Origin of the sequence: Allobosea sp. 47.2.35 (assembly GCF_024655635.1) — a bacterium.
In the GTDB taxonomy this organism is placed as follows: Bacteria; Pseudomonadota; Alphaproteobacteria; order Rhizobiales; family Beijerinckiaceae; genus Allobosea.
Genome location: NZ_JANLGI010000002.1, coordinates 456,565 through 477,367, shown reverse-complemented (window position 1 = coordinate 477,367; position 20,803 = coordinate 456,565). Strand labels below are relative to the sequence as shown.

At 66.6% G+C, this 20,803-nt stretch carries 19 protein-coding genes; 12 read left to right on the top strand and 7 right to left on the bottom strand.

The features are described 5' to 3' along the window. The first annotated feature begins 146 nt into the window (after window positions 1–146). The 5 genes from lptF to rsmA all read left to right on the top strand — a co-directional run bounded on the left by lptF (window position 147) and on the right by rsmA (window position 6,956). Complete coding sequence (lptF, locus tag NUV79_RS04885; RefSeq protein ID WP_257731947.1) at window positions 147–1,340, top strand: LPS export ABC transporter permease LptF; 1,194 nt, start codon at window positions 147–149, stop codon at window positions 1,338–1,340. Continuing rightward, window positions 1,340–2,431 carry an LPS export ABC transporter permease LptG gene (lptG, locus tag NUV79_RS04880; protein ID WP_257731946.1) on the top strand — a complete coding sequence of 364 codons (1,092 nt, stop codon included), beginning with the start codon at window positions 1,340–1,342 and terminating at the stop codon, window positions 2,429–2,431. Before lptF ends, lptG begins: the two co-directional genes overlap by 1 nt. Window positions 2,432–2,480: 49 nt before the next feature. Then, window positions 2,481–5,039 (top strand): LPS-assembly protein LptD, encoded by a 2,559-nt coding sequence (locus NUV79_RS04875; RefSeq protein WP_257731945.1) that lies wholly within the window; start codon window positions 2,481–2,483, stop codon window positions 5,037–5,039. 61 nt (window positions 5,040–5,100) lie between these two features. Beyond that, on the top strand, window positions 5,101–6,111 hold the full coding sequence (gene pdxA, locus NUV79_RS04870) for a 4-hydroxythreonine-4-phosphate dehydrogenase PdxA (RefSeq protein ID WP_257731944.1): 1,011 nt from the start codon (window positions 5,101–5,103) through the stop codon (window positions 6,109–6,111). Beyond that, entirely contained in the window at window positions 6,108–6,956 is an 849-nt protein-coding gene (rsmA, locus tag NUV79_RS04865; RefSeq protein ID WP_257731943.1) for a 16S rRNA (adenine(1518)-N(6)/adenine(1519)-N(6))-dimethyltransferase RsmA, read from the top strand. The genes pdxA and rsmA overlap by 4 nt, the downstream gene beginning before the upstream one ends. Here rsmA and gmk read toward each other — a convergent pair whose 3' ends face one another. From gmk to fabD, 7 genes are all read right to left on the bottom strand, one after another. Next, complete coding sequence (gene gmk, locus NUV79_RS04860) at window positions 6,957–7,604, bottom strand: guanylate kinase (RefSeq protein WP_257731942.1); 648 nt, start codon at window positions 7,602–7,604, stop codon at window positions 6,957–6,959. Between the two features lie 5 nt (window positions 7,605–7,609). Further along, window positions 7,610–8,491 (bottom strand): YicC/YloC family endoribonuclease, encoded by an 882-nt coding sequence (locus NUV79_RS04855; protein ID WP_257731941.1) that lies wholly within the window; start codon window positions 8,489–8,491, stop codon window positions 7,610–7,612. A 110-nt stretch (window positions 8,492–8,601) separates the two neighbouring features. Beyond that, entirely contained in the window at window positions 8,602–9,834 is a 1,233-nt protein-coding gene (gene mltG / locus NUV79_RS04850; RefSeq protein ID WP_257731940.1) for an endolytic transglycosylase MltG, read from the bottom strand. A 323-nt stretch (window positions 9,835–10,157) separates the two neighbouring features. After that, entirely contained in the window at window positions 10,158–11,429 is a 1,272-nt protein-coding gene (gene fabF / locus NUV79_RS04845; protein ID WP_257731988.1) for a beta-ketoacyl-ACP synthase II, read from the bottom strand. A 56-nt stretch (window positions 11,430–11,485) separates the two neighbouring features. Continuing rightward, complete coding sequence (locus NUV79_RS04840) at window positions 11,486–11,722, bottom strand: acyl carrier protein (protein WP_061968116.1); 237 nt, start codon at window positions 11,720–11,722, stop codon at window positions 11,486–11,488. Between the two features lie 264 nt (window positions 11,723–11,986). Beyond that, window positions 11,987–12,724, bottom strand: coding sequence for a 3-oxoacyl-[acyl-carrier-protein] reductase (fabG, locus tag NUV79_RS04835; protein WP_257731939.1), 738 nt, complete (start codon window positions 12,722–12,724; stop codon window positions 11,987–11,989). A 54-nt stretch (window positions 12,725–12,778) separates the two neighbouring features. Beyond that, a complete protein-coding gene (gene fabD, locus NUV79_RS04830; protein ID WP_257731938.1) occupies window positions 12,779–13,723 on the bottom strand; it encodes an ACP S-malonyltransferase in 945 nt (314 codons plus the stop codon). Between the two features lie 343 nt (window positions 13,724–14,066). On the opposite strand from fabD, the gene rpsF reads away from it, so the two are divergent. The 7 genes from rpsF to radA all read left to right on the top strand — a co-directional run bounded on the left by rpsF (window position 14,067) and on the right by radA (window position 20,706). Next, a complete protein-coding gene (gene rpsF / locus NUV79_RS04825) occupies window positions 14,067–14,498 on the top strand; it encodes a 30S ribosomal protein S6 (RefSeq protein WP_257731937.1) in 432 nt (143 codons plus the stop codon). Window positions 14,499–14,500: 2 nt separating this feature from the next. Next, complete coding sequence (gene rpsR / locus NUV79_RS04820; RefSeq protein ID WP_038367644.1) at window positions 14,501–14,746, top strand: 30S ribosomal protein S18; 246 nt, start codon at window positions 14,501–14,503, stop codon at window positions 14,744–14,746. A gap of 180 nt (window positions 14,747–14,926) precedes the next feature. Next, window positions 14,927–15,874, top strand: coding sequence for a DUF2232 domain-containing protein (locus NUV79_RS04815; protein WP_257731936.1), 948 nt, complete (start codon window positions 14,927–14,929; stop codon window positions 15,872–15,874). A 35-nt stretch (window positions 15,875–15,909) separates the two neighbouring features. Further along, window positions 15,910–16,473, top strand: a complete 564-nt coding sequence (rplI, locus tag NUV79_RS04810; protein ID WP_257731935.1) for a 50S ribosomal protein L9 — start codon at window positions 15,910–15,912, stop codon at window positions 16,471–16,473. Window positions 16,474–16,691: 218 nt separating this feature from the next. Next, window positions 16,692–18,179 carry a replicative DNA helicase gene (locus tag NUV79_RS04805; RefSeq protein ID WP_257731934.1) on the top strand — a complete coding sequence of 496 codons (1,488 nt, stop codon included), beginning with the start codon at window positions 16,692–16,694 and terminating at the stop codon, window positions 18,177–18,179. Beyond that, on the top strand, window positions 18,179–19,306 hold the full coding sequence (gene alr, locus NUV79_RS04800) for an alanine racemase (protein WP_374678837.1): 1,128 nt from the start codon (window positions 18,179–18,181) through the stop codon (window positions 19,304–19,306). Before NUV79_RS04805 ends, alr begins: the two co-directional genes overlap by 1 nt. Beyond that, complete coding sequence (gene radA / locus NUV79_RS04795) at window positions 19,306–20,706, top strand: DNA repair protein RadA (RefSeq protein WP_257731932.1); 1,401 nt, start codon at window positions 19,306–19,308, stop codon at window positions 20,704–20,706. Before alr ends, radA begins: the two co-directional genes overlap by 1 nt. Window positions 20,707–20,803: the final 97 nt, after the last annotated feature.

Sequence of the window (20,803 nt, the reverse complement as noted above, 5' to 3'; positions counted from 1 at the left end):
CACAATCTTGCGAAAATGACAGGGGAAGGACAATTGACGGCAGACGGCAAACGATTCCCGTTTGCGCCCTCGCCGCGCCTATACCATAGGGTGTGTCCGACGAACCACCTCGGAGAGCCCAGGCTCTCCAGCTCCGGAACCGACGCGTGCTTCTCAACCGCCTCGATCGCTACATTCTGAAGATCGCAGCGGTGGCGGCGATCGTGCTGCTGCTCGGCCTGACCGGCGTGATCTGGGTCACGCAGGCGCTGCGCGAGGTCGATCTCATCACCGGCAAGGGCCAGACGGTCCTGATCTTCCTGACCGTGACACTGCTTTCGCTGCCGGCCCTGATCGCCGGCATCGCGCCCGTCGCGCTGTTCATGTCGACGCTCTACACGCTCAACAGGCTCAACGGTGATTCCGAACTGATCGTGATGAACGCCGCGGGCGTCGCCCCGCAGCGGATCACGCGGCCCTTCATCGTGCTGACGATCGCGACCTCCCTGATTGTCGCCTGGATGACGATCTCGGTGATGCCGGCGAGCTTCCGGATGCTGCGTGACCTGATCACGCTGATCCGCGCCGATTTCGTCGCCAATGTCGTCAAGGAAGGCCAGTTCGTCTCGCTCGATTCCGGCGTCACATTCCACTACCGCGAGAAGGCGGGCGACTCGCTGGTCGGCATCTTCATGCAGGATCGCCGCGATCCGTCGCAGCCCTCGATCTATCTCGCCGAGCGCGGCCGAACGGTCGAGGCCGAAGGCCAGAGCTTCCTGATGCTGGAGAAAGGCACGATCCAGCGCGAGGCCAAGAATACCTCGACGACCTCGATCATCTCCTTCGAGCGCTATGCCCTGAACCTTTCGGCGCTCACAGGCGATTCCAGTGGCGGCCCCGGCGAGGGCGACGGCGACAAGGTGATCTACAAGCCGCGCGAGCGCTCGACCTGGGAACTGCTGACGCAGGACAAGAACGAGGCCTACTACAAGATCCAGGAAGGGCGCTTCCGGGCGGAACTGCACAACCGGCTCTCGTCGCCGCTCTACCCCTTCGCCTTCATGCTGATCGCCTTTGCCGCCATCGGCGAGGCGCGAACCACCCGTCAGGGACGAGCTCTCGCGATCCAGTCGGCGATCATGATCGTCGGCGCCACGCGCATCGCCGCCTATGCCGCCTGGACCGCCAGCGTACGCTCGCCCTTCGCGGCCGCGCTGCTCTATATCCTGCCGGTCGGTGCGATCGTCCTGTCCGTGGCCTTCATCTTCTACGGCGCGCGCATCCAGCCGGTCCTGGCTCGCCTGCTTGCCCCCCTCACAACGCCGCTGGTCAATCTCGCGGCCCGATTCCGGCGCGCCTGATGCTGCTGTTCACGACCTTCGGCCGCTATCTGACGAAGCGCTTCACGCGCGCCATCGTCGGAGTCTTCAGCACCTTCTTCTTCCTCATCGGCACGCTCGATTTCGTCGAGCTGATGCGCCGCGCCGGCGATTCCCCGATCGCGACGACGCCGCGCATCGTCCAGCTCGCCCTCTTCCGGGCGCCGGCCGTGGCCGAGCAGATCTTCCCCTTCGCGGCGCTGTTCGGCGGCATGTTCGCCCTGCTCACGCTGAGCCGGAAGCTCGAGCTCGTGGTGGCCCGCTCGGTCGGCGTCTCGGCCTGGCAGTTCCTGCAGCCGGCCGCCGCCGTTGCCGGCGTCGTCGGGCTGGTCTCGATCATGATCTACAATCCGGTCGCGGCCGAGCTGAAGCGCAAGGCGACCGCGCTGGAGACCCGCCTGTTCGTCCGCACCGGCGGCAAGTCCGGCCTGTCCCAGGAAATCTGGCTTCGGCAGCGCAGCGTCGACGGGCAAGCGATCATCCGCGCCGCAGGCGCCCTGCCCGATGAGGACGGCCTGTCTCAGGTCGCGTTCTTCATCTTCAATCCGGACGGCAGCTTCAAGGAACGAATCGACGCCCGGCAGGCCCTGCTGCGCCCGGGCCATTGGGAGCTCGCCGATGCGCGCTCCACCTCCGCCACGGAAGAGCCACAGAGCTATAAGAGCTACGTGCTCGCCACGACGCTGGAGCCGGAACAGATGCGCCAGAGCTTCACCCCACCCGACGCGGTGGGCTTCTGGTCCATGCCGGCCGTGATCGACAGGACACAGCGTGCCGGCCTCGACACGACGCCCTATGAACTGCGTTATCAATCGCTTATGGCGCGCCCGCTGCTGCTCATCGCGATGGTGCTGGTAGCCGCATCCGTTTCTTTAAGATTTTTCCGGTTTGGTGGTGTGACCAAACTGGTGATAGGTGGCGTCGCGGCCGGGTTCGTGCTCTATGTGGCGACGCACTTGTCGGAGGAACTCGGATCGTCGGGAATCGTCAATCCGGTCGTCGCGGCGTGGTTGCCTGCAGCATTGGGGGCAATGCTGGGAGCACTCGCCCTCCTCCATCAGGAAGATGGGTGAAACGTACTGTGCCTATGGTTAATTTCGAGTTTACGAGATGGGGCCAGGAGTGAACCGGCTAGCACGCTTCGCGGCGGCGACGGCTCTCGCCTCCAGCCTGGCCTATCTGCTGGCCGAGCCGGCCCATGCCCAGAATCGGGCAGCGGGCGCGCAACCCAAGCCCGCGACCGCCGCTGCGGCCAAGCCGCAGGACCGGATGGTCGTGGACGCGCGCGAGCTCGTCTATGACAACGACAAGAAGACGGTCGCGGCCGTCGGCGACGTCCAGATCCTGTATCAGGGCCGGACGATCGAGGCCGATCGCGTTACCTACGACCAGGCCAGCAAACGCGTCATCGCCGTCGGCAATGCCCGGATCACCGAAGCCAATGGCACGGTGATCACCGGTGACAAGTTCAACCTGACCGACGATTTCCGCGACGGCTTCATCGACTCCCTGCGGGTCGTGAACCCGGACAAGACCCGTTTCTCGGCACCGCGCGCCGAGCGCACGGACGGCGAAACCTTCGTCTTCGACAAGGGCATCTACACCGCCTGCGAACCCTGCAAGGACAATCCGGAGCGGCCGCCGCTGTGGCAGGTCCGCGCCGCGCGGATCATCCACAAGAAGTCCGAGCAGACGATCTATTACGAGGATGCGCGCGTCGAGTTCGCCGGCATCCCGATGGCCTACATCCCGTACATGTCCGGCCCGGATTCGACGGTGAAGCGCAAGTCCGGCTTCCTGTCGCCTCGATTCATCAACACCTCGGCGCTCGGCTACGGCGTCGGGCTGCCCTATTTCCTGAACCTGGCGCCGAATTACGATCTCACGGTGACGCCCACCTATTTCAGCCGCCAGGGCTTCCTCGGCCAGATGGAGTGGCGGCATCGCCTGGTCAACGGTTCCTACGCGATCCGGGCGTCCGGCATCTTCCAGCAGGACAAGGACGCCTATCTGCCGAGCCCGCTCGGCCCGCGCGACAAGGAATTCCGCGGCTCGGTGGAGACGAACGGCAAGTTCTTCATCAATCCGCGCTGGACGGTCGGCTGGAATGCCTCGATGTCGACGGATCGGTGGTTCTACAAGAACTACCGCATCCGCAACGAGAGCCTCAGCACCACCACCTATCTGCAGGAAGCGATCTCGACCGCCTATCTGAACGGCCAGAGCGAGAGCGCCTGGTTCGATCTGCGTGGCTACTATTTCCAGCCCCTGAACTATCAGGACTGGCAGAAGCAGCAGCCCGTCGTGTTGCCGGTGCTGGACTACGACAAGCGCGTCCACAAGCCGTCCCTCCTTGGCGGCGAGCTGTCGTTCAACGTCAACCTGACCAGCCTGACGCGTGACACCGCGGCCTTCTCGGAGCTGCCGCAGCAGAAGAGCTACCTGATCACGACGCCGACCTATTCGCTCTATGACGGCTGCGCCATCTACGACAAGAATCACTGCCTCGTGCGCGGCCTTGCCGGCAATGTCTCGCGTGCAACGGCGCAGGTTTCCTGGCGGCGCAACTTCATCGATCCGCTCGGGCAGATGTGGACGCCCTACGCCTCCGTGCGGGCCGATATCTTCTCGATCAATCCCGACACGACCGGGCCGATCAATTCGCGCGTTGCGACCATCGCCGACACCTCGGACGAGGTGTTCGGGCGGGTCATGCCGGCTATCGGGCTGATGTATCGCTACCCGTTCGTCGCCAAGACCGACTGGGGCACGCATATCATCGAGCCGGTCGCGCAGGTCGTCGCGCGCCCGAACGAGACGAACAGCCTGCGCGTCGCGAACGAAGACGCGCAAAGCCTGGTCTTCGACGCCAACAACCTGTTCGAATGGAGCGGCAAGTTCTCCGGCTTCGACCGTGTCGAGGGCGGCACCCGCGCGAATGTCGGCGCTCTCTATACCGGGCGCTTCGGCAAGGAAGCCTTTGCCAACCTGCTCATCGGCCAATCCTTCCAGCTCGCCGGACGCAACTCCTTCGCCAGCGGTGACCTGCTCAATACCGGCCTGAACTCCGGTCTCGAGACCCGCAACTCCGACTATGTCGCCCGCGCACAGCTCTCGCCATTCAAGGGCTTCTTCCTGACCGGTGCGACGCGCCTCAACGCGACGACCTTCGAAGCCCAGCGCATCGATGCCGCCGCGACCTATGTCAACAGCATCATCACCGCCTCGGTGGGCTATGGCCGCTACGAGCCGCAGCCCGATCTCGGCATTTCCCGCCGCCGCGAAGGCCTTTCGCTGAACGGCTCGCTCAAGATCGCCGAGAACTGGCGTCTGCGGGCCGGCGTGCTGTTCGACCTCGACAAGTACAAGTACGACCGCGAGCGCTACCGCGACGCCTACGCGTCCTACATGGCGGCCCCGGCGGTCTCAGCGATGCCGATCTATCCGAATACCGGGCCGTTCCAGACCGCCTCGACCTCGTTCGGCATCAACTACACCGACGAATGCACGGTCTTCGACGTCAGCTACTCGCAGAGCTATGCCGATCGCCAGGCCGGCTCGACCAAGGACACGCGCACGATCATGTTCCGCCTGGAGCTACGCACGCTGGGCGAGATCAGCTACTCGCAGAATCTCGGCGGCGCCTCCTCGTCGAGCGACGGCGTCGGCTCGTCGAACTAAACACCGGCCCGCGACGGCGGGCCGGCTCTCACTTCAGGTCGCGGAGTTCGTCTTGCCGGCAATGCCGCTTGCATTGACACAGGGCGATCCGGCCGGGATCGGGCCGGAGCTGACGTTGCGTGCCTGGCTGGAGCGCGGCGAGCGAGCGCTTCCCGCCTTCGCCTGCATCGGTGACCCCGGACATCTCGCGGATGCCGCCCGCCGGCTCGGCTGGAGCGTGCCGGTGCGCGCCTGCAACTGGAGCGACGTTGCCGCCATCTTCGTCGAGGCGCTGCCCGTGATTCCGCTCGACGCCAAGACCAGCGTCGTGCCGGGCAAGCCGGATCCTGCGACGGCGGCGGGCACGATCGGCTCGATCGATCGGGCGGTCGCGGCCGTCCGCTCCGGCGAAGCCGCAGCCGTCGTGACCAATCCAATCGCGAAATCAGTGCTTTACAGCGCCGGCTTCAAGCATCCCGGCCATACTGAATATCTCGCGTATCTGGCCGCCGAGCGCGGTATTGAACCGCGCCCGGTCATGATGCTCTGGTGCGAGGAGCTGGCGGTCGTCCCCGTTACGATCCACGAGCCGTTGCGCCGGGTGCCGGAGCTGTTGACCTCCACCTTGATCGTCGAAACCGGCCGGATCGTTGCCGCCGAATTGCGCAGCCGTTTCGGCATCGCGGCGCCACGGCTGGCGATCAGCGGGCTCAATCCTCATGCCGGCGAGAGCGGCACGATGGGTCACGAGGACGGGACCATCATCGCGCCCGCCATCGCCCAACTGCAAGCCGAGGGCATCGATGCGCGCGGCCCTTATCCCGCCGACACGATGTTCCATGCGCGGGCGCGCGCCGGCTATGACGCGGCGCTGGCGATGTATCACGATCAGGCGCTGATCCCGATCAAGACGATCGCCTTCGACGAGGGCGTCAACGTCACGCTCGGCCTGCCTTTCATCCGGACCTCGCCCGACCATGGCACGGCCTTCGATATCGCCGGCAAGGGCATCGCGCGGCCGGACAGCCTCTGCGCCGCCCTGAAGCTCGCCGCCCGGATGGCAGAGCGCACAGCCACGGATACTGCGGCATGAGCCAGATCGACGACCTGCCGCCGCTGCGCGAGGTAGTTGAGCGCCATGGGCTGATGGCGCAGAAGGCGCTCGGCCAGAACTTCCTGTTCGACCTCAACCTGACGAGCCGCATCGCCCGCTCTGCCGGCCCGCTGGAAGGCCAGACGGTGGTCGAGATCGGCCCTGGCCCCGGCGGGCTGACGCGGGCGTTGCTGGCCAATGGCGCCGGGCGTGTCATCGCGATCGAGCGCGACCGGCGCTGCATGCCGGCGCTGGCCGAGATCGCGGCGCATTATCCCGGCCGGCTGGAGGTCATCGACGGCGATGCGCTTGCGGTCGACCTGACACCTCATCTCGATGGCGGTCGGGCGCGGATCGTCGCCAACCTACCCTATAATATCGGCACGCCGCTGCTGGTCGGCTGGCTGAGCCTCGAGCCCTGGCCATCCTGGTGGGATTCGCTGACGCTGATGTTCCAGCGCGAGGTCGCCGAACGCATCGTCGCGACGCCGGACGAACGGGCCGATTACGGCCGGCTCGCGGTGCTGTCGAACTGGCGCTGCGAGACGAAGATCCTGTTCGACGTGCCGCGCAGCGCTTTCGTGCCGCCGCCGAAAATCACCTCGTCGATCGTCCAGCTCATCCCGCGTGCGCAGCCGGAGCCCTGTGACCGGCGCCTGCTGGAGCGGGTGACCTTGGCGGCCTTCGGCCAACGGCGCAAGATGCTGCGGCAGAGCCTGAAAGCCGTGCTGCAGGACCCGGCGCCGATCATCGCGGCTGCAGGACTTGCCGAGACGGCACGGGCCGAGGAGATCCCGGTCTCGGGCTTCGTCAAGCTGGCGAACGCGCTGGCCGCCCAGCGCTGATCAGGGCAGCTGTTCGGTCAGGAGCTGATCGACGAAGTCGTTGAGGCCGACGGCGCGGCTGCGCTTCAGGCGCTCCGCCGTCAGGATCGCCTTGATCGACTCGTAGGCTGCCTGGAGATCGTGGTTGACGATGACGTAGTCGTACTGGCTCCAGCGCGCGATCTCGTCGCGGGCATTGGCGAGGCGCTTGACGATGACCTCCTCGGCATCCTCGGCGCGGCGGATCAGGCGCGAACGCAGCTCAGCCATCGAGGGCGGCAGGATGAAGATGGTGACGACGTCGGCGCGCGCCTTCTTCACGATCTGCTGGGTGCCCTGCCAGTCGATATCGAAGAGCACATCGCGCCCGGCCGCCAGCGAGGCCTCGACCTCCCGGCGCGGCGTGCCATAGCCGTTGCCATGGACCTCCGCCCATTCCAGCAGATCGTTGTGCTGGCGCATGGTGTCGAACGCAGCGCGGTCGATGAAGCGATAATGCACGCCCTCGATCTCGGACGGGCGCTTGGCGCGGGTCGTGACCGAGATCGATAGGTCGAGATTGTTCTCGCTCTTGAGATTGCGGGTGAGCGTGGTCTTGCCGGCGCCGGAGGGCGAGGACAGGATCAGCATGAGGCCGCGGCGGGCCGGGCGAAGGGTCTCGGCAGCCATCCGGCTCACTCCACGTTCTGAACCTGCTCGCGCATCTGGTCGACGACCGTGCGGAGCTCCAGGCCGATACGCGACAGGCCGGGATCATTGGCCTTGGCGCAGAGCGTCGAGGCCTCGCGGCCGAATTCCTGCGAGAGGAAATCAAGCTTGCGGCCGATCGGCCCGCCCTTGGCCAGAAGCTCGCGCAAAGCCTCGACATGGGCATGCAGGCGGTCGATCTCCTCGCGGATATCGGCGCGCACGGCGATCAGCGCGGCCTCCTGATGCAGGCGCTGCGGATCGAGGCCGTTATTCGCTCCCAGCAGCGCCTCGACCTGTGCCGCGATCCGGGCGCGGATCGCCTCGCTGCTGCGCGCCGGATGATGCTCCGCCTCGCCGGCGAGCCGCGCGATGGTTTCGAGATGGCCGACGACGATGGCTTCGAGCGCGCGGCCTTCGGCAGCGCGCGCTTCCTTCAGGGCCTTGGTGACGGCATCGAGCCCGGCAAGGGCCGGCGCCTCGACCGCCCCCAACACGTCCTGCGCCTCGTCGGCATAGTCGACGACGCCGCGGATACCGAGCAACCCGTCATAGGATGGCGGGTTGATGCCGGCAGCCGGCGGCAACCTTTCGACCGCCTCGAGCAGGGCGGCAAGGACGGCCTCGTTGACGCGTGGGCGCGGCGGGCCGGCATCGCTGGTGACAGCGAGATTGACGTGGAGCGTTCCGCGGGAGAAGGCGGCACCCAGCTGCTTGCGAGCGGCTTCGGCCAGAACCTCGAAGCCGGGTGGAACCCGCACGCGCAGGTCGAGCCCACGCCCGTTGACGCTGCGGATTTCCCAGGCCCAGCCATGGACCCCGGCCGTTCCCGCCGCACGGGCAAACCCCGTCATGCTTTCGATGGCCATCGCCCCTGCCGCCTTCGTTTAAGATCGGGCGGGACCGTAGTGGCGCATATCCGCGACAGCAAGCGGCCCGCTGCCGGAAAATGGGGATTGAGTGCCTTCCGGCCCGCAGATCAGGGCTTGAGCTGCGGAACCTGCTTCGGCGAGTTCAGGTCGAAGCTCTTGTTCAGCAGCGGATCCCGTGTCGTCCCTTCGGACGCGTCGAAGGCCCGCGCGCGCGTTCCCGCCACCGCCCCGACTGGCTGGGCGACCGGCACGCCGGCCGAGCCGGCATTGTCGGAGGCGGGCTGGGTGGTAGCGGGCGCCTCGGTGCGGTTGTCCGGGCCAGCCGGCGGTTCGACCTTGTCGACGCTGTCGGCAGGCGGCTTACCGCCCTGCTGCTGGCTGCGCGTCGTCTCGATCTGGCGCCAGCGCCCGACATTGCGGTTGTGCTGCTCCAGCGTCTCGGCGAAGGCGTGACCGCCGCTGCCGTCCGCGACGAAGTAGAGGTCCTTGGTCCGGGAGTGATTGACCACCGCCTCCATGGCGGCCCGGCCGGGATTGGCGATCGGTCCCGGGGGCAGTCCGTTGATGACATAGGTGTTGTAGGGCGTCGCCTGCGTGATCTCGCTGCGCAGGATCGGCCGGCCGAGCGTGCCCTTGCCGCCGACGAGGCCGTAGACGATCGTCGGGTCGGACTGCAGTCGCATCTTCTGGTTGAGGCGGTTGATGAAGACGCCGGCGACGCGCGGCCGCTCGTCCGCACGTCCGGTCTCCTTCTCGACGATCGAGGCGAGGATGACGAGCTCGTCGGTGGTCTTGATCGGCAGGCCGGCGGGAATGCGGATGTTCTTGAGGACCGCGAGCTGGCTGCGCGCCATCACGTCGAGGATACCCTTGCGGGAGAAGCCGCGCGGGAAACGGTAGGTGTCCGGGAGGATCGAACCCTCCTTAGGCACCTCCGCGATCTCGCCGGTCAGAAGCTCGTTGCTCCGCAGCCGCTCGACGATCTGCTCGCTGGTCAGCCCCTCGGGGATGGTGATCGAATACTCGACCGACTTGCCGCTGGAGATGACGCCGAGGATTTCCTGCGGGCTGACGCGCGCCTTGAACAGATACTCGCCCGCCTTCAGCTTGTGCCAGTCACCGCTGACGATCGCAGCGATGCGGAAGGTCAGCGGGTGCTCGATCAGGCCCTCCCGCTGCAGCAGCTCGGTGATCTCGGTGAGCCCGCTTTCCTTCGGGATGATGAGGGTGCGGTCGCTGGCGAGCGGCCCCGGCGCCTTGCTCTGGTTGGAGACGATGGCAATGCCCGCGCCGACCACGCCGGCGCCAACCAGGGCGATCGTGAACAGACCGCTCAGCATTGACAGGAACGGGCTGCGCCGGCGGCGGCGAGCCTTGGGCGGCGGCGCGGGCGGCGCTACGGGCTTGAGGGCCTCGCTCGGACTTTTCGGGGCGACGCGGGGCGTATCATTCACGATCAAGACGCTCGCAGCACGGGGTAATTGATCTCGGCACGGTGCCATCTGGACCGCGCCTGCCGGAGTGGACAAGCGACCGCACCGAAGCCGGACGATCGCATTAGAGCCGGTTTCCTCGCGGTTGTGAACGCGGAATCACGCATTCGGCCGCAGCCGTCGCAAACTCTACCCAAGATTATGGCGAAACCGCGCTATCTCGCTGCGGCTCACTGTTCGGGTCGATAGCGCCGCATCACCAGCGAGGCATTGGTCCCGCCAAAGCCGAAGGAATTCGACAGGGCGTAATCGATCTCGCGCTTGCGGGCGACATGCGGCACCAGGTCGATCTCGGTCTCGACGGACGGGTTGTCGAGATTGATCGTCGGCGGCGCCACCTGGTCACGGATCGCGAGCACGGTGAAGATCGCCTCGATCGCGCCAGCGGCACCGAGCAAATGGCCGGTCGACGACTTGGTCGAGGACATGGACGGGCGCTTCGGCGCGTTGGCCAGCAAGCGCTCGACCGCGCGCAATTCGATCTCGTCGCCAAGCGGCGTCGAGGTGCCGTGGGCATTGATGTAGTCGAGATCGGCCGCGGTGATGCCGGCGCGATCAAGCGCAGCCTGCATGCAGCGATAGGCGCCGTCACCGTCCTCGGACGGAGAGGTGATGTGATAGGCGTCGCCCGACATGCCGTAACCGACGATCTCGGCATAGATGCGGGCGCCGCGGGCCAGGGCGTGATCGAGTTCCTCGAGCACGAGGACGCCGGCACCCTCACCCATCACGAAGCCGTCGCGGTCCTTGTCGTACGGGCGCGAGGCCTTCTCGGGCGTGTCGTTGAAACTGGTCGAGAGCGCGCGGCAGGCACAGAAACCGGCAATGCCGATGCGGTTGATCGCCGATTCGGCGCCGCCGGCCAGCATGACCTCGGCATCGCCGAGCGCAATCATGCGGGCGGCATCGCCGACCGCGTGGGCGCCGGTCGAGCAGGCGGTCACGACGGCATGGTTCGGGCCTTTCAGCCCGTGCTCGATCGAGACATAGCCCGCCGCCAGATTGCTCAGGCGACCGGGAATGAAGAAGGGTGAGAGACGGCGCGGACCGCGCTCCTTGAGCAGGAGCGAAGCCTCGTAGATGCCGCCGAGGCCACCGATACCGGAGCCGATGGCGACGCCGGTGCGGATCTGGTCCTCGTAGCTTTCCGGCTTCCAGCCCGCGTCCTTCAACGCCTGCGTGGCCGCCGCCATGGCGAAGACGATGAAGTCATCGACCTTGCGCTGCTCCTTCGGCTCCATCCACTGGTCGGGATCGAACGTCCCGTCGCTGCCGTCACCCCGCGGGATGTTGCAGGCGATCCGCGCCGGCAGGTCGCTGGCGTCGAAACTGGTGATGGGGCCGGCGCCACTGGCGCCGGCAAGAAGACGCGACCAGGTCGGCTCGACGCCGCATGCAAGCGGCGTCACCATGCCAAGCCCGGTTACGACGACACGCCGCATCGGATAACTGCGAGAAGCCATGGCTCTTTCTGCGTAGACCGATCCCGAAGGACCGATCAGGCGCTCTTCGACGACAGGAACTTGACGGCGTCGCCGACTGTCACGATCGTCTCGGCCGCATCGTCCGGGATCTCGACGCCGAACTCTTCCTCGAAGGCCATCACGAGCTCGACGGTGTCGAGGCTGTCCGCGCCCAGGTCCTCGATGAAGTTGGCGCCGTCGACGACCTTGTCGGCCTCGACGCCGAGGTGCTCGACCACGATCTTCTTCACGCGCTCGGCAACATCGCTCATGGGTCTCTTCCTTAGACTTAGAAACTGAAAACGCATCGCAGGGATGCGACGCGGTGGAGGGATCTCATTCCGAGCCGCCGCGCCACCTGACGATGTCCGCGATCCGGAAAGCTCGAAGCCTGCACAAACGCAACAACCGAGGTTTCGTCAAGTCCCCTCGGATCGCCCAGCGGCAGCACGACGGCGCTAGTTAACACACCCTTTACGGGCTGGCGAGTGCGCCGCCGACTTATCAAAACCGATCTAAAATGGGCGCTAACGCACCTAGATCATTGCCATTCCGCCGTTGACGTGCAGCGTCTGGCCAGTCACGTAACCGGCTTCCGTGCTGGCGAGGAAGGCCACGGCCGCGGCCACATCCGCGCCCTCACCCAGGCGGCCCATCGGCACGCCGGAGAGAATGCCCTCGCGCTGCTTGTCGTTGAGGGCCTGCGTCATCGGCGACTCGATGAAGCCCGGAGCGACGACATTGACGGTGATGTTGCGGCTCGCGACCTCGGCGGCCAGCGCCTTGGACATGCCGATCAGGCCAGCCTTGGCGGCAGCGTAATTGCCCTGGCCGGGGTTGCCGGTGGTGGCGACGACGGAGCCGATCGCGACGATTCGGCCGTAGCGGCGGCGCATCATCGACTTCACGGCAGCGCGTGACAGGCGGAAGGCGGCCGTCAGGTTGACGGCCAGTACGCTATCCCAATCCTCGTCCTTGAGGCGCAGGAACAGGTTATCACGGGTGATACCGGCATTGTTGACGAGGATATCGAGCCCGCCGAGCTTCTCCTCGACCGTCGGCACCAGCGCCTCGACCGAATCCTTGTCGGAGAGGTTGCAGGGCGCGATCACGACGCGCTCGCCGAGTTCCGCCGCCAGCGCCTCCAGCGCCTCAGCGCGTGTCCCCGAGATCGCGACGCTGGCGCCTTGCGCATGCAGCGTCCGGGCGATGGCTCCGCCGAGGCCGCCGGTCGCGCCGGTGACCAGGGCCTTGCGGCCGGTCAGATCAAACATGTTCGCTCCCTTTTCCGGCATTCTGCCGTTTTTGCCCGTTCTGGGCCCGCACCGTCACGCGCCGCGGGCTTTATAGGCTGCAATATCCTCGGCCGTGCCGATCGAGACCTGCGTAGCGCCCGCGGCGATACGCTTGACGAGCCCGGCCAGCACCTTGCCGCTACCGACCTCGACGAAATCGGTGACGCCGGCCACTGCCATCGCCTGCACGCATTCGCGCCAGCGCACCGTTCCGGTGACCTGCGCGACGAGCGAAGCCCGGACCGCATCGGCATCGCTCAGCGGCGCGGCGCCGACATTGGCGACGACCGGCACGACCGGAGCCTGCATCGCGACTTTGGCCAGCGCGTCGCGCATCGCATCGGCCGCCGGCTGCATCAGGGCACAATGAAAAGGCGCGGAGACCGGCAGCAGCATGGCGCGCTTCACACCACGCTCGCCGGCCAGCAGGATGGCGCGGTCGATCGCCGCCTTGGCGCCGGAGAGCACGACCTGGCCGCCGCCATTGTCGTTGGCGGCTTCGCAGACCTCGCCCTGGGCCGCGGCGGCAGCGATCTCGCGGGCGAGATCGAGCTCGGCGCCGAGCAGCGCCGCCATGGCGCCCTGTCCGGCCGGCACGGCCTTCTGCATGGCGTCGCCGCGGATGCGCAGCAGCCGGGCGGCATCGCTGATCGAGAAGGTACCGGCAGCCGCCAGCGCCGAATACTCGCCGAGCGAATGGCCGGCGACGAAGGCGGCATCGCGCTTCAGGTCGAGCCCAGCTTCGCTTTCGAGCACGCGCACGACCGCGAGGCTGACCGCCATCAGGGCCGGCTGGGCATTGGCCGTCAGGGTCAATTCCTCGGACGGGCCTTCCCACATCACGGCGGAAAGCTTCTGCGACAGGGCCGCATCGACCTCGTCGAACACTGCCTTCGCGACGGGAAAGTTGTCGGCCAGGCTCTTGCCCATGCCGACCGCCTGAGAGCCCTGGCCCGGAAAGATGAACGCTGTGGTCATGCTGTGAACGTCCCGGTCTTCATTATCAGTCATTCGTCTTATATGACGCGGCTGTCACATCGCTTCCGCCGCCAAGTCAAGCGCGGCGCCCGAATTTTCCGCTTCCGCAGCGGCGTTTTCCGGCAGATTCCGGTTGCCATGGCGTGCCGGACACTGTAACCACCGCCTCCTGCTTGTTCGGCCGGAGGCTGAACGGATGGCGCATGTCCGCAAGGTTCTGCGCAGGCTCGTTTCCCGAACCGTCATCCCGTGTCTCCGCCTTCGATGAAATCCTGTCGGGCCTTATCCAGGGCTCGGAGGGCTCCGCGCCGGGCGAAGCAGGGTGAAACAAGGAAGGCCACATATGGCATTGTACGAGCATGTGCTGCTCGCGCGGCAGGATGTCAGCGCGCAGCAGGTCGAAGCTCTTGTCGAGCAGTTCAAGGGCGTGATCGAAGCGAATGGCGGCGCCATCCGCAAGGTCGAGTACTGGGGCGTCAAGTCCCTCGGCTACCGCATCAAGAAGAACCGCAAGGCTCATTACACGCTGCTGAACATCGAGGCTCCCTCCGCCGCCGTGCTGGAGATGGAGCGCCAGATGCGCATCAACGAGGACATCCTGCGCTTCATGACCGTCAAGGTCGAGGAGCTTGAGGAAGGTCCGTCGGCCATGCTGCAGAAGCGTGACCGTGAGGACCGTCCTGAGCGTGGCGGCGACCGTTTCGACCGCGGCCCACGCCGTGACCGTCCGCGTCGTGACGACGAAGCGACCGAAACCGCCGAAGCGGAGGCCTGAGAATGTCGACTGCATCCGCTGGCGCCCGTCGCCCCTTCTTCCGCCGCCGCAAGTCCTGCCCGTTCTCGGGCGAAGGCGCCCCGAAGATCGACTACAAGGACGTGCGTCTGCTCTCGCGCTACATCTCCGAGCGCGGCAAGATCGTTCCGTCCCGCATCACGGCGGTCTCCGCCAAGAAGCAGCGCGAGCTCGCCCAGGCGATCAAGCGCGCCCGCTTCCTCGGCCTGCTGCCCTACGTCATCCGCTGAGCCGTTCGTTCGGTTCCGGATACTGACAATTCCCGGAGGCGCCTCGTGCGCCTCCGGTTCTCGCTTTCAAGATCAACCAGTCGCCTGGCGGTGAAACTCCACCGGGTTTGTTGAGGCCAAGCGCCTCTCACCCTGCCGAGCCCGAAGGGCTTGCGAGCAGCGGGACAGCAGGACGGACGCATGATTCCGATTGTCGGCATCGGCGCGGGCCTCGTTTCGGCCCTGCTCTTCTCAGTGGTGATCACCGGATCGCCGCTGGCAGCCCTGCTGTATTCTGCCGCGCCCCTCCCGATCTTCATCGCATCCTTGGGCTGGAACCATCGTTCCGGGCTGTTCGCCACGGCTGCCGGTGCACTGGCCGTCGCCGTTGCGCTCGCCCCGACCGGTGGCATCGCATTCGCCCTGATCATCGGCCTGCCGGCCTGGTGGATCGCCTATCTCGCGCTTCTCGCCCGTGGCGACACCGACGGCCGGGTCGAGTGGTATCCGCTCGGCAACCTGCTGCTCTGGATCGCCGCCACCGCCGCGCTCGCCACCGTCGGCAGCGCCCTGGTGATGACCACCGATTACGAGACCTATCGTGCGGTGATCGCGCGCATGATCGAGAACCTGCTGAACGAGATGGTGCGCGGCAAGCTGATTGCGCTGCCCGGCGACGTCCAGGTCAAGGAACTGGCGCAGAACCTCGCTCCGGCCGTTCCGCTCGGCATCGGCGCCTCGTTCGTCACCACGATCACCGCCAATCTCTGGCTCGCGGCCCGCGCCGTGAAGATGTCCGACCGTCTGCCGCGGCCCTGGCCCTTCATCCCGTCGACGACGCTGCCGCGCCAGGCGCTGCTGCTGCTGGTCGCCACCGGCTTCGTCGCGACGACCGGCGGCTTCATCGGCGTCGCCGCCATGGCCATGGCCGGCGCGCTGCTCGCCGCCTTCATGTTCAGCGGGCTCGCCACGCTGCACGACATCTCGCGCGGCAAGCCCTGGCGGCTGCCGATGCTGATCTCGATCTATGTCGCCCTCGTCGTGATGCAGGCCGTGCTGACGCCGCTGCTCGCGATCACGGGTGTCATCGACACGCTTCTCGGCCTGCGCAAGCGGGCCGCGCTGCCGCCTCCGCCTAACCGTTCCTAACAACCTCGTCTCAAGACATAACAAGGAGAAGACCCATGGAAGTGATCCTGCTCGAACGCGTCGCCAAGCTCGGCCAGATGGGCGACATCGTGAAGGTTCGCGACGGCTTCGGCCGCAACTACCTGCTCGCCCGCGGCAAGGCACTGCGCGCCACCGAGGACAACAAGAAGCGCTTCGAGAGCCAGAAGCTCGAGCTCGAGACCCGCAACCTCGAGCTGAAGTCGGAAGCCGATGCCGTCGCCGAGCGCCTGAACGGCCAGAGCGTCACCATCCTGCGCCAGTCGGGCGAGTCCGGCGTGCTCTACGGCTCGGTCTCGACCCGTGACATCGCCGAGGCCCTGTCCAAGGACGGCTTCAACGTCTCGCGCGGCCAGGTGACGCTGAACACCCCGATCAAGACGCTCGGCCTGCACACCGTCCCGGTCGTGCTGCATCCGGAAGTCTCGGTCACGATCACCGTCAACATCGCCCGTTCGGCTGAAGAGGCCGAGCGTCAGGCCGCCGGCGAGAACGTCACCGCCCGCGAGGAGTTCGATCTCGACGATCTCGGCCTCGAGGTCGGCGCGGCGCTGGCCGAGGCCGGCGACGTCGAGCTCTGAGCCCGACAAGCTCCCGAATCGAGTCAAGGGCGCCGTGGCAACACGGCGCCTTTTTCATTTTGGAGCCTGTGCAAAGGGGTGGATGGAACCGGGAGATGCTGGCACCGATTGTCAGAATGTTAAGTTAGTTCTCTGCCCGACTCAGCCTCGCCAAGCCGCAAGCCTGCGCGGCTGATTGTCGGCTTGAATTCACCCAGCATTGATTTATCGGGACGGCCATGGCCACCGCTACAGCTCTCGTCGCCCGCCTCGACAACCGAGAGGCGGAGTTCCGCGTCCAGCCTCACAATATCGAGGCCGAGCAGGCGCTGCTCGGCGCGATCCTGGTCAATAACGACGCCTTCTACCGCGTCTCCGACTTCCTGCTGCCGGACCATTTCTTCGAGCCGGTCCATCAGCGCGTCTACGAGCTGGTGGCCAGCATGATCCGCGCCGGCAAGATCGCGACGCCGATCACGCTCAAGACCTTCGTCAACGACATCGATCTCGGCGAGATCACGCCGAGCCAGTATCTCGCGCGCCTCGCCGCCGAGGCGACGACCGTCATCAACGCCGCCGATTACGGCCGGACGATCTACGATCTCGCGGTGCGCCGCCAGCTCATCGGCGTCGGCGAGGACCTCGTCAACGTCGCCTATGACGCGCCAGTCGAGATGGCGCCGCGCGAGCAGATCGAGGATGCCGAGCGCCGGCTCTACGAACTCGCCGAAAAGGGCCGCTACGAGGGCGGATTCCAGAAATTCGACGGGGCGCTGCGCCTCGCCATCGACATGGCGGCGAGCGCCTACCAGCGTGCCGGCGGCCTCTCCGGCATCTCGACCGGCCTGCGCGACGTCGACCAGCGCATGGGCGGCCTGCAACGCTCCGACCTGCTCGTGCTCGCCGGGCGCCCCGCCATGGGCAAGACCTCGCTCGCCACCAATATCGCCTTCAACATCGCCAAGGCCTGGCGTGGCGAGCGCCAGGAGGACGGCTCGATCAAGTCGGTCGATGGCGGCATCGTCGGCTTCTTCTCGCTCGAAATGTCGGCCGACCAGCTCGCGACCCGTATCGTCGCCGAGCAGTCCAGCATCTCCTCCTATAAGATCCGGCAGGGCCGCATCACCGAGGGCGATTTCGCCCGATTGACCGATGTCGCCGCCCAGATCGAGAAGCTGCCGCTCTATATCGACCAGACCGGTGGTATCTCGATCGCGCAATTGATGGCGCGCGCCCGGCGCCTGAAGCGCCAGAAGGGGCTCGACGTCCTGTTTATCGACTACCTGCAACTGCTCTCCGGCTCGTCCAAGAACAGCCAGAACCGCGTGCAGGAGCTAACCGAGATCACGACCAGCCTGAAGGCACTGGCCAAGGAGCTCAACGTCCCGATCATCGCGCTCTCGCAGCTCTCGCGTCAGGTCGAGAATCGCGACGACAAGCGCCCCCAGCTCTCGGACCTGCGCGAATCCGGCTCGATCGAGCAGGACGCGGACGTGGTGATGTTCGTCTATCGCGAGGAATATTACCTCAAGGGCAAGGAGCCGCGGCCCGGCACCGAAGAACACAACAAGTGGCAGATCGAGATGGAGGCCATGCACGGCGTCGCCGAACTGATCATCGGCAAGCAGCGTCACGGCCCGACCGGCGCGGTGGCCTTGCAGTTCGACGCGGATGTGACACGCTTCTCGGATCGCGCCGATGAGATGCGCCTGCCGGACCGTGAATGATGCCTGCCGACCTGCCTGATTCCAGCGCCTACGGCGCGACCCTCACCATCGATCTCGACGCGCTGGTCTCGAACTGGCGCCTGCTCGGCAAACGGGCCGGCACCGAGGCCGGCGCCGTGGTCAAGGCGGATGCCTATGGCATCGGCATCGAGCCGGCCGTGACGGCATTGGCCAAGGCCGGCTGCAAGAGCTTCTTCGTCGCCCACATCTCTGAAGCGATCCGGGCCCGCAGGGTCGCGCCAGACGCGGCGATCTATGTGCTGAACGGCTTGCTCCCCGGCGCCGCCGAGACCTTTGCCGCGCATGGCCTGTCGCCGGTGCTGGGTTCGCATGAGGAATTGCTGGAATGGGCCTCGTTCCGGCAGACCGGCGCGCAGGTTCGGCCCGCGGCGCTGCATGTCGACACGGCGATGAACCGGCTCGGCCTCTGGCCCGGCGAAGGCCTCAACCTCGCTCGCGAGCGCTCGGGCGTGATCTCGGCGGCGGGAATCGGGCTGGTGATGAGCCATTTCGCTTCGTCCGAGGACGAGACCGATCCGGCCAATGCCCGCCAGATCGCAGCCTTTGCCGAGATTGCGGCGGCGCTGCCCGAGGTGCCCGCGTCGCTCAAGAACTCCTCCGGCCATTTCCTGAAGGACTGCCCGTCCTACCAGCTCACCCGGCCGGGCTATGCGCTCTATGGCGGCAATCCGACGCCCGGCCAGCCGAACCCGATGAAGCCGGTCGTGAGGCTGGAAGCGACGATCATCCAGACTCGCGAGGTCGAGGATGGCACGCAGGTCGGCTATAACGGGCGCTGGACCGCCAAGGGCAAGCGCAAGCTCGCGACGATCTGCCTCGGCTATGCCGACGGCTATCCGCGCAACGGCAGCTGGACCGATACATCGACCGGTGGCTCGGTGCTGATCGGTGGGGTCGCCTGCCCCTTCGTCGGCACGGTCTCGATGGACCTGATCATCATCGACGTGACCGATGCGCCAGCCGATGCCGCCAAGCGCGGTGGGAGCGTCACGCTCATCGGCGGCCCGCTCGACCTTGAGACGGTCGGCGGTGGCGCCAAGACGATCGGCTACGAGATTCTGACAAGCCTCGGCCGCCGCTATCACCGACGGTATATCGGCGGCTGATGGCCAAGCGCGGTCCGACCTATCACTGCCAAGCCTGTGGCGCAGTCTATCATCGCTGGCAGGGCAAGTGCGATGCCTGCGGAACATGGTCCTCGCTGGTCGAGGATGCGCAGGCGGCACCCGTTCCCGGCGGCGGCCGGCCCTCTTCCGGCGGACGCCCGCGCGGCCGTGTCTTCGCGCTGGAAACGCTGAAGGGCGAGACGCAGGATGCCCCGCGCATCGTCTCCGGCATCGGGGAACTGGACCGTGTCACCGGCGGCGGCTTCGTGCCGGGCTCGGTGCTGCTAATCGGCGGCGATCCCGGTATCGGCAAGTCGACGCTCCTGATGCAGGCCTGCGCCGCGCTGGCGATGGGCGGTCGCCGCGTCGTCTATGTCTCGGGCGAGGAATCGACCGGCCAAGTGCGGCTCCGGGCCGAGCGGATGGGGCTGGCCGATGCGCCGGTCGATCTCGCGGCCGAGACCAATGTCGAGGATATCGTCGCGACGCTGGGCCAGGGCGAGCGCCCTGCCCTGGTGGTGATCGATTCGATCCAGACGATGTGGTCCGGCGAGGTCGAGAGCGCGCCGGGCACGGTGACGCAGGTGCGCGGCTCGGCCCAAGCGCTGATCCGCTATGCCAAGACATCAGGCGTCTGCCTGATCCTGGTCGGCCATGTCACCAAGGACGGGCAGATCGCCGGCCCGCGCGTGGTCGAGCACATGGTCGATGCCGTGCTGTCCTTCGAAGGCGAAGGCGCGCACTCGTTCCGCATCCTGCGCGGGCAGAAGAACCGTTTCGGTGCAACCGACGAAATCGGCGTGTTCGAGATGACCGGCAAGGGCCTCTCGGAGGTCACCAACCCTTCGGCGTTGTTCCTCGCCGGCCGCGACCAGCCGGCTCCGGGCGCGGCCGTCTTCGCGGGCATGGAAGGCACCCGGCCGGTCCTCGTCGAAATCCAGGCGCTGGTCGCGCCGACGGCGCTCGGCACCCCGCGTCGTGCCGTCGTCGGCTGGGAGAACAGCCGGCTCGCCATGGTGCTGGCCGTGCTGGAGACGCATGGGGGCCTGAGGCTCGGCCAGCAAGACGTCTATCTCAACGTCGCCGGGGGCCTTCGCGTCAACGAGCCGGCCGCCGATGTCGCGGTCGCTGCCGCGCTGGTTTCCTCGCTGAGCGGCGCGACCTTGCCGCAGGAAGCGGTCTATTTCGGCGAGATCGCGCTCTCCGGCGCGATTCGGCCGGTCGCGGTCGCGGCGGCGCGGCTCCGGGAAGCCGCCAAGCTCGGCTTCGAGGCGGCGCTGATGCCGGCCGGCGGCGCCGATCACGGCGACGGCAACGGGCTCAACCTGCGGCGTTTCGGCCATGTCACGGAACTCGTTGCGGATATCGCGGCACGAGCACCTCGCAGAGATGTGAAATGACAACGCCGGAAGGGTGACGCAGAGGCCGGGAACGCGTATAGCAAAGCCGAAACGGCCGCCCTGCCTCCGGCCGGTCGGCACCTGACCACAGCAAAGC

What these genes read in the sequence shown, in the direction of transcription:
- rpsF (WP_257731937.1), top strand. Translation starts at nt 14,067, where the DNA reads ATGGCATTGTACGAGCATGTGCTGCTCGCGCGGCAGGATGTCAGCGCG.
- pdxA (WP_257731944.1), top strand. Translation starts at nt 5,101, where the DNA reads ATGCCGCTTGCATTGACACAGGGCGATCCGGCCGGGATCGGGCCGGAG.
- NUV79_RS04855 (WP_257731941.1), bottom strand. Translation starts at nt 8,491, where the DNA reads ATGGCCATCGAAAGCATGACGGGGTTTGCCCGTGCGGCGGGAACGGCC.
- fabD (WP_257731938.1), bottom strand. Translation starts at nt 13,723, where the DNA reads ATGACCACAGCGTTCATCTTTCCGGGCCAGGGCTCTCAGGCGGTCGGC.
- NUV79_RS04805 (WP_257731934.1), top strand. Translation starts at nt 16,692, where the DNA reads ATGGCCACCGCTACAGCTCTCGTCGCCCGCCTCGACAACCGAGAGGCG.
- rsmA (WP_257731943.1), top strand. Translation starts at nt 6,108, where the DNA reads ATGAGCCAGATCGACGACCTGCCGCCGCTGCGCGAGGTAGTTGAGCGC.
- gmk (WP_257731942.1), bottom strand. Translation starts at nt 7,604, where the DNA reads ATGGCTGCCGAGACCCTTCGCCCGGCCCGCCGCGGCCTCATGCTGATC.
- alr (WP_374678837.1), top strand. Translation starts at nt 18,179, where the DNA reads ATGCCTGCCGACCTGCCTGATTCCAGCGCCTACGGCGCGACCCTCACC.
- fabG (WP_257731939.1), bottom strand. Translation starts at nt 12,724, where the DNA reads ATGTTTGATCTGACCGGCCGCAAGGCCCTGGTCACCGGCGCGACCGGC.
- mltG (WP_257731940.1), bottom strand. Translation starts at nt 9,834, where the DNA reads ATGCTGAGCGGTCTGTTCACGATCGCCCTGGTTGGCGCCGGCGTGGTC.
- lptG (WP_257731946.1), top strand. Translation starts at nt 1,340, where the DNA reads ATGCTGCTGTTCACGACCTTCGGCCGCTATCTGACGAAGCGCTTCACG.
- radA (WP_257731932.1), top strand. Translation starts at nt 19,306, where the DNA reads ATGGCCAAGCGCGGTCCGACCTATCACTGCCAAGCCTGTGGCGCAGTC.
- rpsR (WP_038367644.1), top strand. Translation starts at nt 14,501, where the DNA reads ATGTCGACTGCATCCGCTGGCGCCCGTCGCCCCTTCTTCCGCCGCCGC.
- NUV79_RS04840 (WP_061968116.1), bottom strand. Translation starts at nt 11,722, where the DNA reads ATGAGCGATGTTGCCGAGCGCGTGAAGAAGATCGTGGTCGAGCACCTC.
- rplI (WP_257731935.1), top strand. Translation starts at nt 15,910, where the DNA reads ATGGAAGTGATCCTGCTCGAACGCGTCGCCAAGCTCGGCCAGATGGGC.
- NUV79_RS04815 (WP_257731936.1), top strand. Translation starts at nt 14,927, where the DNA reads ATGATTCCGATTGTCGGCATCGGCGCGGGCCTCGTTTCGGCCCTGCTC.
- fabF (WP_257731988.1), bottom strand. Translation starts at nt 11,429, where the DNA reads ATGCGGCGTGTCGTCGTAACCGGGCTTGGCATGGTGACGCCGCTTGCA.